The organism is Porcincola intestinalis (assembly GCF_009696445.1).
Taxonomy (GTDB): domain Bacteria; phylum Bacillota; class Clostridia; order Lachnospirales; family Lachnospiraceae; genus Porcincola; species Porcincola intestinalis.
Map to the genome: position 1 here is coordinate 65,651 of NZ_VULZ01000005.1, position 14,803 is coordinate 80,453.

Here is a 14,803-nt window from a genome sequence, read left to right on the forward strand (position 1 = left end):
GATGGCAGAGCTGAATTTGGATTATTATCGTGGAAGCGATCAGTATTCTGACGGGGATGTGGAGGATCGGATTCTAAGGGACGTCAGAAAGCTGACAGCAGCCGGAAAGGCGGAAGACCCAGACGGACAGCCGGATGCGCAGGAGATGCTCTACGGAGTCATCGATGAGGCATACCGGACCGGAGACGAGACAGATGGATTTGCATATCTTTACCACCTGTCCCCTGTCCGTGAAAACATTCTTTCCTGGTATCCCTTCAGGAAGGATGCCTCCGCCCTCGAGATCGGGGCCGGCCCGGGCGCCGTGACGGGGATTCTCTGCAAAAAAATGGCGTCTGTGACAAGTGTCGATCTGTCGAAGCGGCGCTGTATGATCAACTATGAGCGGCACAGGAGTGCAGACAATCTGAAGATTATGGTCGGGAATCTCAATGAGATGAAGTTTCCCGGCCTTTTTGACTATGTGATTCTGAACGGGGTCTTCGAGTATGCGGGATCCTTTACAAAAGAGGGACAGCCTTACCAAACCTTCCTCAGACGCTGCGCCGGTTTTCTGAAAGAGGATGGGGTCCTTCTGGTTGCGATTGAGAACCGGCTTGGCCTGAAGTATTTTGCCGGGGCGCCGGAGGATCACACCGGCAACTATATGGAGGGACTGAAGGGATACCGGCAGGGATCAGGCGTGCGGACCTTCTCCAGGGCAGAGTGGCTGGACCTCGCGGCGGACTGCGGTCTCCGTGTACGGCGGTTTTACTACCCGTCTCCTGATTATAAGTTCCCCGGAGAGGTTTTCACGGATGAAAGCCTGTCGGCAGCTTCCTATGACCGGAACCGGTGGAATTTTGATGCCCGGAGGCTGGAGCTTTTCCCTGAGCGCGAGATGGCAGCCAGCCTTCAGAAAGAAGGCGTGCTGGCCACATTTATGAATTCATTTCTTGTGGAGCTTTCGGCTTCTGAACGGCTGGAGACTCCGGAGGAAACCGGGGAGGGAAGCGAAATCCTCTATGCGAAGGTGAATGCTGACAGAGCCTCCTGTTTTCAGATCCAGACGGTCATCAGGAGAAACGGGGATGGACAGAGAGTCGTATCCAAGGAGCCGCTGACAGATGCCGCGCAAGCACACCTGCTTAGGATGCATGAATATGAAAAAACGCAGAAAACAAGGACGCTCCTCCTGGAAGGAAGACAATATCCGGTCCGGATGCTCTGCGGAGAGGAGAAGGACGGCAGGTTCTTATACCGGTATCTTGAGGGAGAAAATCTGGGCGAGCGGGTGGCTCAGGTTGCAGAAGCCGGTGATGACGCTGCAGTCATCCGGATGACAGACGCCCTCTGGAGTCTTCTGCTACAGGGGGAGGTTGAAGAAGACGGTGCCGGAAAAGAGGGACAGGATGCATTCCGGAGGGTGTTCGGAGAAGTCCCCGGAGCCGGAGAAGGCAGGCTGCTCTGCCCGGCAAACATCGACCTGATCTTTGACAACCTGATCCTGAGCGGGGACACGGTATGGATCATTGACGGGGAGTGGGTGTTCGACTTCCCGGTACCGGCAGGGTTCATCCTCTGGCGGGCAGTCAACGAGCTGTATGCCGGCCATGAGAGCCTTGAGCAGGTGCTGCCGAAGCAGAAGCTCCTGGGACGGTACCAGATCACACCAGCGCAGGCACAGACGTACTGGAAATGGGCAGACTTTTTTGAGAAGCAGACTGTGAAGGCAAATGAACTGGCCCGGTATGCCCGTCCGGAGAAGAAGGCGGACCTGAAGGACATTCATACATTCGGGCAGAGGGCGCGTCTGACCTCCACCCTTTACATTGACCGGGGACAAGGGTTTTCAGAGAAGGATGTGGTGCGGCAGGAGGTCTCGCTGAAGGATGGGGTATACGAGGCCGTCTTTGATATTCCGCACCCGGAGGCAGTCCGGGATCTGCGTTTTGATCCGATCGAGGGGACCTGCTGCGTCTGTGCGCTGAGCTCTCCTGACGGACAGCTGAGACCCGTCAATGCAGCGAGGGCAAGAAAGAAGATCCCTCTGGAGGGCGGGTATACGAGAGTGTGCGAGTTCCTGACGACGGACCCGTCCTATCGCCTGGTCTGCCGGGGCGGCGTCCCGGAGAGAGTCCGGATTACCGGAAGGATGGATCTCAGGAGTGAAGACTGGGCGCTTGGAAGAGCAGGAAGCCTGCTCGGAAAGTATCAGAGGATATTCAGACTATGAAGACGGAAGAAAGACAGAGCAGCCAACCGGTTGATATCGTGGTTCCTGTCTACAACGGCTATGAAGACCTGCTTCTGTGTGTCGGGAGCCTGAAGCGGCATACCGATCTGACAAGACACCGGGTCATCCTGATTGATGACAAAAGCACAGATGAACGCATCCGGCCGTATCTGGAACGGGAGATGCGGTGCCCGGGAATCTGTGTGCTGTTCAACGACCAGAACAGGGGATTCTCCGCGAATGTCAATACGGGGCTTGCATACTCGCGGCGGGACACCATTCTCTTGAATTCTGACACGATTGTAACAGACCGGTGGGTGGAGAAGCTCCAGCGCTGTGCGGATTCCTCTGCCCGGATCGCAACGGTGACACCGCTGTCCAATGCAGCGACGCTGGCCTCAGTTCCGGAGTTTTTGAGGGACAACCGGATCCCGGACGGCTTTGATGTCGACGAATATGCGGAGCTTGTGGAGCGGACATCGCTGCGCCGCTATCCGACTGTCTCAGTGGCCGTCGGGTTCTGCATGTATATCCGTCAGGAAGCCTATGAGGCAGTGGGACCATTCGACGCAGCCACATTTGGCAGAGGGTACGGAGAGGAGAACGACTTCTGCAACCGCTGCGGGATGTTGGGATATGTCCATGTACTGTGCGACGACACATTCGTCTATCATAAGGGGACGGCATCCTTTGAGAGCGATGAAAAAAAACGGCTGTGTGACGAGCATGACCGGATTCTGAGAAAGCGCTATCCGCTTCAGATGAAGGAAAATGACCGCTACTGCGCGGAGAATCCGGATCAGGACATCCGGGACAATCTCAAGCTTCATACCCGCCTTGCAAACGGAGCCGGAAATCTGCTTTACTTCCTGCATCTGGATTTTCAGGGGATTGCGAAAAACCATATCGGCGGAACGCAGCTTCACGTTCGGGATCTGGTCCGCGGCGCTGTGAAGGACTACAACGTGTTTGTTGCGGCCAGAGACGGGGAAGTGCTCAGGCTGACCATCTACCCCAGGGACGGCGGGGAGAAGCTGATGCTGAAGTTCCCGATCGGGGAGAAGCCGCTGTTTCCTGTGCTTTGGGATGAGAAGCTCGCAGAGATTCTCCGGCAGATCCTGACGGTATTTGACATCGATCTTGTTCATGTTCACCATACGGAGGGGCTGACGCTCGATATCTTCGAGGTCTCGAAAGCGCTGGGAATCCCGGTTATCTGTACGCTTCATGACTATTACTATGCCTGCCCGACGATCAAGCTGCTGGACAGAGACGGGACATTCTGTCCGTCAGATGGCCGTTTTGCGCCTGCTGACGACCGGACCTGCCGGCTTTGCCTCCACAAAAACTGCGGTTATGGCCATGTGTCGGTGATCGACAGGTGGAGGCGAGAGAATCTGCGCGCCCTGTCAGTCTGCGGGGAACTGATCTTTCCCTCTGAATCCGCAAAGGTCGTGATGATGCAGGCTTTTCCGGAGCTGGAGAGCCGAAGCGTTGTCATCCCGCACGGAAGCGGCGACCCGATGGAAAAGGCGGGGCATACGGTTGTAAAGGGGACTGTATCTGCGAAGCGGACGAACCGGATGCATACGCATCTGGACCAGATGCCGGGAAGGGACGGCGGCTTCAACTATGTCACCGGCTGGGCATACCTGGAGGGAGAAGACAGCGGAAGTATTTCGGCATATGCCGAAGTGACAGATCATCGCGGACAGGTGTTCCGGCTCCCGCTCCGAAAAATCCCGCGCACGGACGTGGCCGATGCGGCCTGTGACAGACGGTATCAGCAGTGTGGCTTTCATGCGGTCTTCGATCTTCCGGGAATGGATGCCGGACGGTTCCGGATGAGCGTTCTGCTTCAGAAGGGGACGGAGTTTTTTACAGACGGACGGGTATATACTGGCTTTTTCAGGCATCTCAAAAAAGACGAGAGCGGGCTTCACCATCGGGACGGGCGGATCCTGCACGTTGCGTTTCTCGGCGGGGTGACCAGAGCAAAGGGCTCCGCCCTGTTATCCGCGATCATCCATTCCGGGAACCCGCATTTCCGCTTCTTCGTCTTCGGACAGGTCGGGGATCCCGAGGTCCTGAAGGAAAAGTGCCCGGAGAATGTCTATTTTTCCGGGGTCTATGAGCAGGAGGACGCGGGACAGCTGCTGGAGGCCTGCCAGATCGATGTGGCATGTATTCTCCCGATCTGGGGGGAGACATTCTGCTATACGCTGTCCGAGGCCTGGCAGAGCGGGATTCCGGTCATCGGAACCGATATCGGAGCAGTGGGAGAGCGTCTCCGGAAGACAGAGGCCGGCTGGCTTGTTCCGCCGAATGCGAACGCCGGCGAGGTGCTGGCGCTTCTGGAGAAAATCCGAAGCAGCCCTCAGGAACTCTCCGAAAAGCGGAAAGCGGCTCTGGGTGTGCCGCTTCGGAATATCGTCTGGATGAATGCCGCGTACAGAATGCTCTATGGAGAGTATATGCGGCAGGGGCGGCAGGGAAATGTCACAGAGCGGGTGCGCCGGAGAAATTGCAGTCCGCAGGATACGGATGCTGTTTTCCAGGCCTACGCGCTGGCAAACCCGGCGGTGAGAGGCAGCGGCGGGGAGGCGGAAAAAAACAGGCTCCGGGAGGAGAATGAGATGCTGCGTACCTCCATGGAGATGCTGAAGGAAACGACGAGTTACAGACTGGCAAGGAAGATCGCGGAGGCGGATTTCCCCGGCAAGGAGACGCTGAAGCGGGTTCTCGGAAAGAGGGTTTGAGATGAATCTGGGGAAGCTGAAAAATTATCTGAATCTTTTCAGCCTGCAGCAGGCAGCGGTAAGCATCAGAGACCGGTTCTTCGCGCCGGAGCATGAGGAGGTCCCCTACGAACGGTGGCTGGAACACACCCGGATTTCCTCCCGCGGCTATGCGAAGATTTCGAAGGAGGTCTTTCATTTCCAGCCGACAATCGGCGTGTACGCTCACGCGGAGGGGAGAGACCGGGCAGCCTTCGTTCAGTCTCTGTCCCTGCAGACCTACCGGAATGTCCGGCCGCTGAAGGACTGTCCCGAGGCGGAGTATACCTTGTTTGCAGGCCCGGGCTGTACCCTGACGCCGGATATGCTGTCCTCCTGTGTGAGGCTTCTGAACGAGGACAACGGCGGGTATGTGGACCTCGTGTACTTTGACTCGGACTGCATTGATGCGGAAGGCAGGAAGACGAACCCGGCATTCCGTCCGGAATATGACCCGATCCTGCTGAGAAAGGTTAATTATATGGGGAATGTCTTTCTTGTCAGGACAGCCTTGTTCCGGAAGGTGTCTGGGGAAATGGAGCGGGATTCGGGCGGAAAGGTCAGCCTGGACAGTGACGGCGTCCATGCTTTCCTGAAGCGTCTGTGCAAGGGTGAGCATGTCAGACCCGGGCAGGAAAGAAGCGGGACTGTCCGCCATATTCCGAGGATCCTCTATCATGAGGTTCTGGAAAACGCGCGGAAGGTCAGTGTGGACAGACATATTCCGCTGCTGAAGAAGGACCTGGAGCTTGTCTCCGTGATCATCCCCAACAAGGATCATGTCAGGGAACTGAAGAGCTGCATCGATTCCCTCCTGGAAGTCAACGCCTACCACAATCTGGAGATCATCATCGTCGAGAACAACAGCTCTTCGCCGGAGATTTTCCAGTACTATGAGGAGATTCAGAAGCGGGATGAGCGGATTCATGTGTACACCTATACAGGGAGCTTCAATTATTCCAGAATCAACAATTTCGGGGCGTCGAAGGCTCATGGACGGTTTTTGCTGTTTCTGAACAATGATACCGTGATTCTGAAGCCGTCAAGCATCTGGTACCTGGCATCTCATGCCGAGAGACAGGATGTCGGTGTGGTCGGCGCTCTTCTGATCTACCCGGACCATACGGTTCAGCATGCCGGCGTCATCCTCGGGTACGGAGGTATCGCCGGGCATGCGTATCAGGGAGAGGAGCTGGGAGAGCTGCCGGGGGAGTATCCGGAACTTCTCTTTGAGCACACACGCAATGTGTCAGCCGTCACCGGTGCCTGCATGCTGATGCGGCGGGAGGTTTATGAACAGGCCGGCGGCTTTGATGAGGAGCTGGCGGTGACATTCAATGATGTGGATCTGTGCCTCAGACTCCGGAAGGAAGGATACCGGGTTCTCATCTGCCCGAATGCCGAGTTGATTCACAATGAGTCTGCGTCCAGAGGCGCGGAGGACAGTGAAGAAAAGGTCAGACGGTTCCACCGGGAAATCGGGATTTTTGTCAGACGATGGGAAAAGGAGCTTGAAGCCGGGGATCCGTTCTACAACCCGAATCTGACGCTGACAGGGCGGACATATACCTGCAAGGATCCGGTCCGTGAAGCCAGAGCACCTTACCTGAAGTATCTGCGGATGGAGTAACCAGAGTGATGACAGGGAAAATTCAAAAGGGACTTGTCTATCTGAAAAACAGGGGGATCAGGGAATTCACTGCCAGGGCGGCGGAGAAGCTGGCAGATGCCCGTTTTGACTATAACAGGTGGGTACGCGCGCAGGAGCCTTCGCCTCTGGAGATGGGGTATCAGAAAAGTCTGAGAATAGGGAGCATGCCGAAGATCCGGGTGATGATCCTTCAGCAGGAGGGAGAACCGGTGAGGGGAAAAGCCTTCCGCAGAACAGAAGAAACGCTCCGCCGGCAGACATACCTGAATGCAGAGCTGTGTGATGCCCTGACAACTCAGGTGAGCGATGAGGATCTCATCGTTTTTGTAAGAGCCGGGGACCTGCTTCCGCCCCATGCCCTGTTTGAGCTTGCGCGTGCAATTCTGGATGGGAGCAGCTGCGTGTACTCGGATGAGGACAGGTACAGGCTGGCGAAGGACGGAGAACGGGAGAAGCTAATGCTGTCCGATCCGCTTTTCAAGCCGGATTATGATCCGGATTATCTGAGGTCGGTCCCGTATATCGGCTCTCTTTTTGGAGTGAAGGCAGGGATCCTCCGCAGGGCTGCGCATATACTGCGAGGTGCTGCCGGTATGCCGACGGCTGAACTGGCTGATCCGGCTGTCTACTATGAGATGACGCTACTCTGTACGGAGCTTTCACGGGAACATGTAGCGCATGTCCCGAAGATTCTATGCCATGCGGCTGGCCGGAAGGAGAAGATCGTGGTGAGCCAGAGCGATGCGGGAGGAAAGCCGCAGGACGAAGAGGCGATGCGTCGGCAGGAGAATCAGGTCAGGGATGATGCATTTATACAGGTGCTCAAGCGTGATCTCAGCAGAAAGGGAGAGGCAGGCATCGTGGAGCGGGGAAGAGGGCCTCTCTGTTTCCATATCCGGTATCTGCATCCGGAAAGCCCGCTTGTCAGCCTTGTCATTCCAAACAAGGATCATGCCTCGATGCTGAAACGCTGTCTGGATTCAGTCTGCAGCCTGACGACCTGGGAGAGACTGGAGATTATCATTGTCGAAAACAATTCAAGTGAACCTGAAACTTTTTCGTTTTATGACACATTGAAGGAAGGAATGTACAGGCAGCTGCCGGTCCGGGTTGTCCGGTACCGGGAGAAGGGGTTTCATTTTTCCGCGATCATCAATGAAGGGGTTCGGGAGGCCGCGGGCGACTATGTGGTTCTGATGAACAATGATGTGACGGTCAAGACACCGGACTGGATTGAGAGGCTGCTGTCTCAGTGTATGAGGGAGAAGGTCGGAGCAGTTGGCCCGAAGCTTTTGTATCCGGACGGGACTGTCCAGTCTGCGGGGATTGTCATCGGAATCATGGGCTTTGCAGGCAGCATGATGGTTGGCGGGAAGAATGAGGATCCGGGCTATATGAACCGTGCCGCGGCTGTCAGCAGGATGAGTGCTGTGACAGCGGCCTGCATGATGGTTTCAAGGGAGGCATTCTGGCGGGCAGGCGGGTTCTCAATGGAATTTCCGGTGGCGTTGAATGATGTGGATTTCTGCCTCCGGCTTGGTGAAGCCGGCTATCACATTCTTTTTGAACCGACTGCAGAGCTGTATCATCATGAGTCAGCCAGCAGGGGATATGAGAACAGCAGGGAGAAGTCAAAGCGCTTTGAAAACGAAAAGCGGCATTTCCGAAAAAAATGGGAGAAGACTCTGAAGGAGGGAGACCCCCATTACAATCCGAATCTTTCTCTGAGAACGTGTCATTACGAGATCAACGCCGGTGTGCCGAAATGGCTGATTTGCGGCTGAGGGCTCCGGATGCTATAATGAAAAACCAGCCGCACGGAGGGCATGGCGGCTTTGACTCACGGAACCTGGAAAGAGAACGATGAGATCAGAAGAGAAGGGGGATCATCCGGAATATGAAGAAAAATAAGGGGCTTGAGGTGCCCATTCTTTGGTTTCTTGCGCTCCACCTGAGCCTGATTGTGAATTCCATACAGGGTGTGTTCTCCAAGCTGGCAGGCCGTGAAAAAACGCTGTCACCTATGTGGATCCTTTTTTTCGGGCTGATGTTCGTCGCCCTGTTCACATTTGCCGTTGCCTGGCAGCAGGTGCTTAAGCACATGTCGCTGACCTTTGCCTTCACCAACAAGCCGATCACCATTATCTGGGGGCTTGTGTGGGGCGTCCTGATCTTTCAGGAAAAGGTGACCTGGAATATGGTTCTGGGTTCGGTCATCATCCTGGTCGGGATCATGGTCGGTGTCAGCGGCGGTCAACCGCAGCAGAAGACCGGAAGCCTCGTGGCTGGCGGCGAAGCCGGAAAGGAGGAGCAGCACTGATGTTTACGGGACTGTGGAAATATCTCCTGATCTGGATCATTTCCGTGTTTATTTCTTCCATTGCGCAGGTGATGCTCAAGGTTGAGGCAAACAAGACACACAAGACCAGGCTTCAGGAATATCTGAATCCGATGGTTGCCGGCGCATACGGCATCTTTTTTGTGTCGGTCTTTCTGACCTACTATGCGCTGAAATATGTACCGCTGACCTACTCGCCGATCGTCGAGCCGCTCAGCTATATCTTTGTACCTGTGATCGGGGTGCTGCTTCTGCACGAGAAGCTGTCAAAGCGCAGAATTCTGGGCATGCTGATCATGATCGCGGGAATCGCGGTTTTTTCAATTGGAGGCTGACATGATTGATTTCAACAGACCACCCATTGTCGGGACAGAGCAGAAGTATTTCCAGGAAGCGCTGGAGAGCGGCAAGCTCTGCGGGGACGGGAACTTTACAAAGCGGGCTTCTGCCTGGCTGGAGAACAAGTTCCAGGTCCGCTACTGTTATCTGACGACATCCTGCACGGCAGCTCTGGAGATGGGAAGCTGGCTGTGCAGTCTTGAACCTGGCGACGAGGTGATCATGCCGTCCTACACGTTTGTGTCGACCGCAGATGCTTTTGTCCTGCGCGGGGCAAAGATTGTCTATGTCGACATCGATCCGAAGACCATGAACATGAACGCGGATCTGATTGAGGAAGCCATTACGGATCGGACACGGGCGATCGTCCCGGTCCATTATGCAGGAGTTGCCTGTGACATGGACAAGATCATGGCGATAGCGAAAAAGCACAATCTGAAGGTGGTCGAGGATGCCGCACAGGGGGTGAATGCCTACTACAGAGGAAAGGCACTCGGGACGATCGGGGATTATGGCTGCTACAGCTTTCATGAGACAAAGAATTATTCCATGGGAGAAGGCGGAGCGATTGTATTCAACAGGGAAGAAGACCGGGAGCGCGCGGAGATTGTCCGGGAGAAGGGAACGAACCGGAGCAAGTTCTTCCGCGGTCAGATTGACAAGTACACATGGGTGGACTATGGCTCTTCGTATCTGCCGTCTGAGCTGAATGTCGCTTATCTCTGGGCCCAGCTGCAGGTTTTCGATCAGATCCAGGAAAAACGGATGGCCATCTGGAATTATTATAATGAAACGCTGAAACCGCTTGCCGATGCAGGGTATATCGAGCAGCCGTATATTCCGGATTACGCGCAGCATAATGCACATATGTACTATATCAAGGTGAAGGACCTGAATGTCAGGACAGACCTGATCCGGTACATGAAGGAGAAGGGGGTTCTGTGTGTCTTCCACTATATCCCGCTTCATCTTTCGGAGGCAGGAAGGCGGTTCGGGCGGTTCTCAGGGGAGGATGTCTATACGACGAGGGAGTCCGAGCGGCTGATGCGCCTTCCGATGTTCTACAATCTGGAAGAGAAGGACATGGAATATACAGCAGAATGTCTGCTGAACTATCCAGGGTTTCACTAAGCGCTCGTCAGGAGACGGTTGAATGGATTCGATGCTTCGGAAGTTCAAACCCTATTACATCCGGAAAGCGTTTCGCTATCTGCGCCACTATGGACTGCATGACTTTGCCGTCAGGGTGCAGGAACGTCTGGCACCGGAGCATGTTCCGTACAGCCCGTGGTTTGAAAAGCGAAGGGCGAACGGGGAGGAGCTCGCTGCGCAGAGAAGGGAAGCAGAGGCATATCTGAGATCCGGGAAGAAGGAGCAGGAGCCGCTTTTTTCGGTGATTGTGCCGATCTACCGGACACCGGAGCGGTACCTTCAGGAGATGGCGCAGTCTGTGCTCAGTCAGTCCTTCCCTGATTTTGAGCTTATACTGGTGAATGCCAGTCCGGATGACCGGAGATGTTCAGCGTCCCTGCGAGTGCTGGAGGAAAAGGACAGACGGGTGCGCGTACTCGCTCTCTCTGAAAACCAGGGAATCGCGCAGAACACAAATGCCGGGCTTTTCTCTGCGCGGGGGGATTATGTCTGTTTCATGGACCACGATGACAGAATTGAGCCCGACGCGCTGTATCATGCCTGGAAGGCAATCGTCTCTGCCTGCGGGGCCGGAAGAAAGGAGCCGCTTCTGCTCTACACCGATGAGGACAAGATCCGGGACGACGGGAAGGGCGGGGAAGAGCATTTTCAGCCGCATTTCAAGCCTGATTTCAATCTGGATCTGCTCCGCTCCAATAACTATATCTGCCATTTCCTGATTGTGAAGACATCGATTGCCAGGGAAGCGGGCGGATTTGACAGCATGTATGACGGGGCTCAGGATTATGACTTCATTCTCCGGTGTACAGATCTCATCCGGGCACAATGTGGATGCGGGTACGGGAGGGAGGCTCAGCCTGGGATCGTGCATATCCCGCGTGTTCTGTATGCGTGGCGCGTCCATGAACAGTCGACTGCTGACAACCCGGAAAGCAAGTCCTATGCCTATGACGCCGGAAGAAGAGCGCTTCTTGCACACCTTGACCGGTGCGGCGAGAAAGGGGACGTGGTGGTGAGTCCGGACTTCGGGTTCTACCGGATCCGGTACCGGGAGGAGGTACACCCGCTCGTCTCCATCATCATCCCCAACCATGAGCAGCGGGAGGTTCTTCAGAAGTGCATCGATGCGATCCATGCCCATACGGACTATGACCGCTATGAAGTGATCGTCGTTGAGAACAATTCCACTTCCCGTGAAATTCTCTCATACTACAAGAGTATTCAGGGAAATGACCATGTGCGCGTTGTCAGGTGGAAGGGAGCATCGTTCAACTTTTCGTCTGTATGCAACAAAGGGGCAGATCAGGCACACGGAACCTATCTGGTCTTCATGAACAACGATGTGGAGGTGAAGGACGGATGGCTGACGGAGCTTCTTTCGGTCTGTGAGCGCCCGGGAGTCGGAGCCGCAGGGTCGAAGCTCTTTTATCCGGACGGGAAAATCCAGTCAGCCGGAGTTGTGATCGGGATCGGTCAGGTTGCCGGGAGTCTGTTTACAGGGATGAACGGCGCGTTTGGCGGCTATCTGCACAAGGCATCGCTCATGCAGGACCTGTCAGCTGTGACCGGTGCGCTGATGATGGTGCGGCGAGAGATCTTCGAGCAGGTGGGCGGCTTCAGAAAGGAGCTGGCAGTAGCCTTCAATGATGTGGATCTCTGCCTGAAGCTTCGGGAGAAGGGCTGGCTTGTCGTCTATGATCCGTTTGCGCAGGCCATCCACCATGAGTCGGTCTCAAGGGGCGACGAGTACACGAAGGAGAAGGCGGAGCGCTTCAGGAAAGAGGCTGCCTTCATGAAGGCGGCATGGCCGGATTATTACGAACAAGGAGATCCCTTCTATAATCCGAATCTGTCGTTAAAACGCTGGGATTATTCCCTGAGTGATGACTGATATGAAGATTGTGACGGTCGTGATACCCAATTTCAATGGCATGAAATATCTGGAGGGCTGCCTGTCCTCGCTTCGGAAGCAGACCGAGCAGCGCTTCGAGACAATCCTGATCGATAACGGATCGGAGGACGGGAGCGTGGAATATGTGCGCACGCATTTTCCGGAGGTCCATGTCAGGGCTTACAGGGAAAATACCGGTTTCTGTCATGCTGTAAACGATGGGATTCTGCTGGCGAAGACGCCATATGTCTTTCTGCTGAACAATGACACGGTCCTCGAGGAGACGGCACTGGGGGCGCTTGTCAGGGCGATGGAGAAGGGCGGAAGCAGGGTCTTTTCATGCTGTTCAAAACTTGTCAGCCTGACGGATCCCGGGAAAATGGATGATGCGGGCGATTTCTTCTGCGCGCTGGGCTGGGCTTTTGCGCGTGGAAAGGGACAAAGTGCTGCGCGCTATGACCGGCAGGAGGCGTGTTTTGCCTGCTGTGCTGCGGCAGCGCTGTACAGACGGGAGGTCTTCTCCCAGATCGGTCTTTTTGACGAGCGGCATTTTGCTTATCTGGAGGACATCGATGTCGGCTGGCGGGCAAGACTTGCCGGCTACACGAATCTTTATGTGCCTGGGGCGGTTGTCCGGCATGCGGGAAGCGCGACGAGCGGCTCCCGCTACAATGCCTTCAAGGTTGAAAAGGCAGCCCGGAATAACCTCTATATGATCCATAAGAACATGCCGCCCTGGCAGCTGGCATTGAATGCGCCGCTCTTTCTGACAGGAACGCTCATCAAGCTTTGCTGGTTTTCCGGGAAGGGATTTGGAAGAGCCTACTGCTCGGGGCTCGCACAGGGCCTCAGCATGTCGGCGGGGATTTCTCCGGGGAGGGGGCCGGTCTGGTCTGACGGTATGAAGGCGAGAAGGAAAAAAGCAGGAATGCCCGGGAAAGTCCAAAAGTCCGGCGGGCTGAAAGCCTGCATGAAGGTTCAGCGGGAGCTCTGGCTCGGGCTGAAACCGCTCGTTGAGACCTGGAGGTGAGGACGCTTGATCAAGGATAACCAGAAGTATTTCAACAGGCTGCAGGTTGTGATTGACGCAGCGGTAACGGCTGTCAGCTATCTGTTTTCCTGGTGGGTTCAGTTTACATTCTGGACGCCGAAGACACAGGGCCGGCTTTCATTTCCTACCTATATGCTGGCGCTGGTCTTTGTGATCCCGGCGTATCTCCTTCTGTATGACGGATTCAGGCTCTACCAGCCGAGAAGAATATCCGGGAAACGGGTAGAGGCCGGAAACATCTTCCTCGCCAACATGGTCGGGCTTCTGATGTTCATCTTCTGTCTGTATGTCATCCGGCAGCAGGACTTCTCCAGACAGATGCTGTTCTTGTTCACCGGGATTAATTTTCTGAGCCTGGTGATCGAGCGGAATGTCATCCGGATGATGCTGCACCGGATTCGCCGCAAGGGGATGAACCTCAAGCACATGATGATGGTGGGGTGCAGCGCAGCAGCTGAGGGATATATTGACCGGATCCGGCAGAATCCCCAGTGGGGGTATCAGGTTCACGGGATCCTCGATGATAACACGAAGAAGGGCAATATGTACGACGGGGTGCCTGTCCTGGGCGGGACGGATGAGCTGGAACACATTCTCTCCGAAAACAATCTGGATGAAATTGCGATTACACTGAGCCTTTCGGAATACTATAAGCTGAAGCGGATTGTAGCATCATGTGAAAAATCCGGCGTCCACACACAGTTTGTTCCGGATTACACCGATATCATTCCGTCCAGACCGTACACGGAAGACCTTCTGGGGCTTCCGGTTGTGAATATCCGCTATGTGCCGCTCTCCGACACATTCAATGCGATGGTGAAGCGACTGTTTGACATTGTGGTGTCGATTTTTGCGATCATTATCTTCTCTCCGGTGATGATCGGGACCGCTCTGGCGGTGAAGCTGACATCAAAGGGGCCGGTGATCTTCCGCCAGGAGCGGGTCGGTCTTCACAACCGTCCCTTCCAGATGTACAAGTTCCGTTCCATGGAGGTCCAGAATCCTGAGGAGGAGAAGAAGGGCTGGACGACGCAGAACGATCCGAGAGTGACAAAGGTCGGGAGATTCATCAGGAGGACATCGCTGGATGAGTTCCCGCAGCTGTTCAATGTGCTCAGGGGAGACATGAGTCTGGTCGGACCGAGACCGGAACGGCCGCAGTACGTGGAAAAGTTCCGGGAGGAAATTCCAAGGTATATGGTCAAACATCAGGTCCGCCCCGGGATGACGGGCTGGGCACAGGTCAACGGGTACCGGGGGAACACGTCCATACGGAAACGGATTGACTATGACATTTATTATATAGAGCACTGGACGTTCGGACTGGATATCAAGATCCTGTTTCTGACAGTATTCAAGGGATTTGTCAACAAAAATGCATATTGAGGA

10 protein-coding genes are annotated in these 14,803 nt (G+C 55.2%); all 10 read left to right on the forward strand.

The window, feature by feature from the left end:
- Position 1 precedes the first annotated feature (1 nt).
- Entirely contained in the window at positions 2 to 2,215 is a 2,214-nt protein-coding gene (locus FYJ35_RS06075; RefSeq protein ID WP_154524578.1) for a class I SAM-dependent methyltransferase, read from the forward strand.
- Positions 2,212 to 4,974 carry a glycosyltransferase gene (locus FYJ35_RS06080; RefSeq protein WP_154524580.1) on the forward strand — a complete coding sequence of 921 codons (2,763 nt, stop codon included), beginning with the start codon at positions 2,212 to 2,214 and terminating at the stop codon, positions 4,972 to 4,974. The genes FYJ35_RS06075 and FYJ35_RS06080 overlap by 4 nt, the downstream gene beginning before the upstream one ends.
- Position 4,975: 1 nt before the next feature.
- Positions 4,976 to 6,622 carry a glycosyltransferase family 2 protein gene (locus tag FYJ35_RS06085; RefSeq protein WP_154524582.1) on the forward strand — a complete coding sequence of 549 codons (1,647 nt, stop codon included), beginning with the start codon at positions 4,976 to 4,978 and terminating at the stop codon, positions 6,620 to 6,622.
- A gap of 8 nt (positions 6,623 to 6,630) precedes the next feature.
- A complete protein-coding gene (locus FYJ35_RS06090; protein WP_154524584.1) occupies positions 6,631 to 8,427 on the forward strand; it encodes a glycosyltransferase family 2 protein in 1,797 nt (598 codons plus the stop codon).
- A 113-nt stretch (positions 8,428 to 8,540) separates the two neighbouring features.
- Positions 8,541 to 8,963, forward strand: coding sequence for a DMT family transporter (locus tag FYJ35_RS06095; RefSeq protein ID WP_154524586.1), 423 nt, complete (start codon positions 8,541 to 8,543; stop codon positions 8,961 to 8,963).
- Entirely contained in the window at positions 8,963 to 9,316 is a 354-nt protein-coding gene (locus FYJ35_RS06100) for an EamA family transporter (RefSeq protein ID WP_154524588.1), read from the forward strand. Before FYJ35_RS06095 ends, FYJ35_RS06100 begins: the two co-directional genes overlap by 1 nt.
- Before the next feature lies 1 nt (position 9,317).
- Positions 9,318 to 10,451 (forward strand): dTDP-4-amino-4,6-dideoxygalactose transaminase, encoded by a 1,134-nt coding sequence (gene rffA, locus FYJ35_RS06105; RefSeq protein ID WP_154524590.1) that lies wholly within the window; start codon positions 9,318 to 9,320, stop codon positions 10,449 to 10,451.
- Between the two features lie 22 nt (positions 10,452 to 10,473).
- Positions 10,474 to 12,363, forward strand: a complete 1,890-nt coding sequence (locus FYJ35_RS06110) for a glycosyltransferase family 2 protein (protein WP_154524592.1) — start codon at positions 10,474 to 10,476, stop codon at positions 12,361 to 12,363.
- Positions 12,356 to 13,393: a glycosyltransferase family 2 protein gene (locus FYJ35_RS06115; RefSeq protein WP_154524594.1), complete on the forward strand. Its 1,038-nt coding sequence runs from the start codon at positions 12,356 to 12,358 to the stop codon at positions 13,391 to 13,393. The genes FYJ35_RS06110 and FYJ35_RS06115 overlap by 8 nt, the downstream gene beginning before the upstream one ends.
- 6 nt (positions 13,394 to 13,399) lie before the next feature.
- On the forward strand, positions 13,400 to 14,800 hold the full coding sequence (locus FYJ35_RS06120; protein WP_154524596.1) for an undecaprenyl-phosphate glucose phosphotransferase: 1,401 nt from the start codon (positions 13,400 to 13,402) through the stop codon (positions 14,798 to 14,800).
- Positions 14,801 to 14,803 lie beyond the last annotated feature (3 nt).

Coding starts and splice junctions, on each gene's coding strand:
- FYJ35_RS06110 (WP_154524592.1), top strand. CDS start 10,474: ATGGATTCGATGCTTCGGAAGTTCAAACCCTATTACATCCGGAAAGCG.
- FYJ35_RS06090 (WP_154524584.1), top strand. CDS start 6,631: ATGACAGGGAAAATTCAAAAGGGACTTGTCTATCTGAAAAACAGGGGG.
- rffA (WP_154524590.1), top strand. CDS start 9,318: ATGATTGATTTCAACAGACCACCCATTGTCGGGACAGAGCAGAAGTAT.
- FYJ35_RS06085 (WP_154524582.1), top strand. CDS start 4,976: ATGAATCTGGGGAAGCTGAAAAATTATCTGAATCTTTTCAGCCTGCAG.
- FYJ35_RS06080 (WP_154524580.1), top strand. CDS start 2,212: ATGAAGACGGAAGAAAGACAGAGCAGCCAACCGGTTGATATCGTGGTT.
- FYJ35_RS06115 (WP_154524594.1), top strand. CDS start 12,356: ATGACTGATATGAAGATTGTGACGGTCGTGATACCCAATTTCAATGGC.
- FYJ35_RS06075 (WP_154524578.1), top strand. CDS start 2: ATGGCAGAGCTGAATTTGGATTATTATCGTGGAAGCGATCAGTATTCT.
- FYJ35_RS06095 (WP_154524586.1), top strand. CDS start 8,541: ATGAAGAAAAATAAGGGGCTTGAGGTGCCCATTCTTTGGTTTCTTGCG.
- FYJ35_RS06100 (WP_154524588.1), top strand. CDS start 8,963: ATGTTTACGGGACTGTGGAAATATCTCCTGATCTGGATCATTTCCGTG.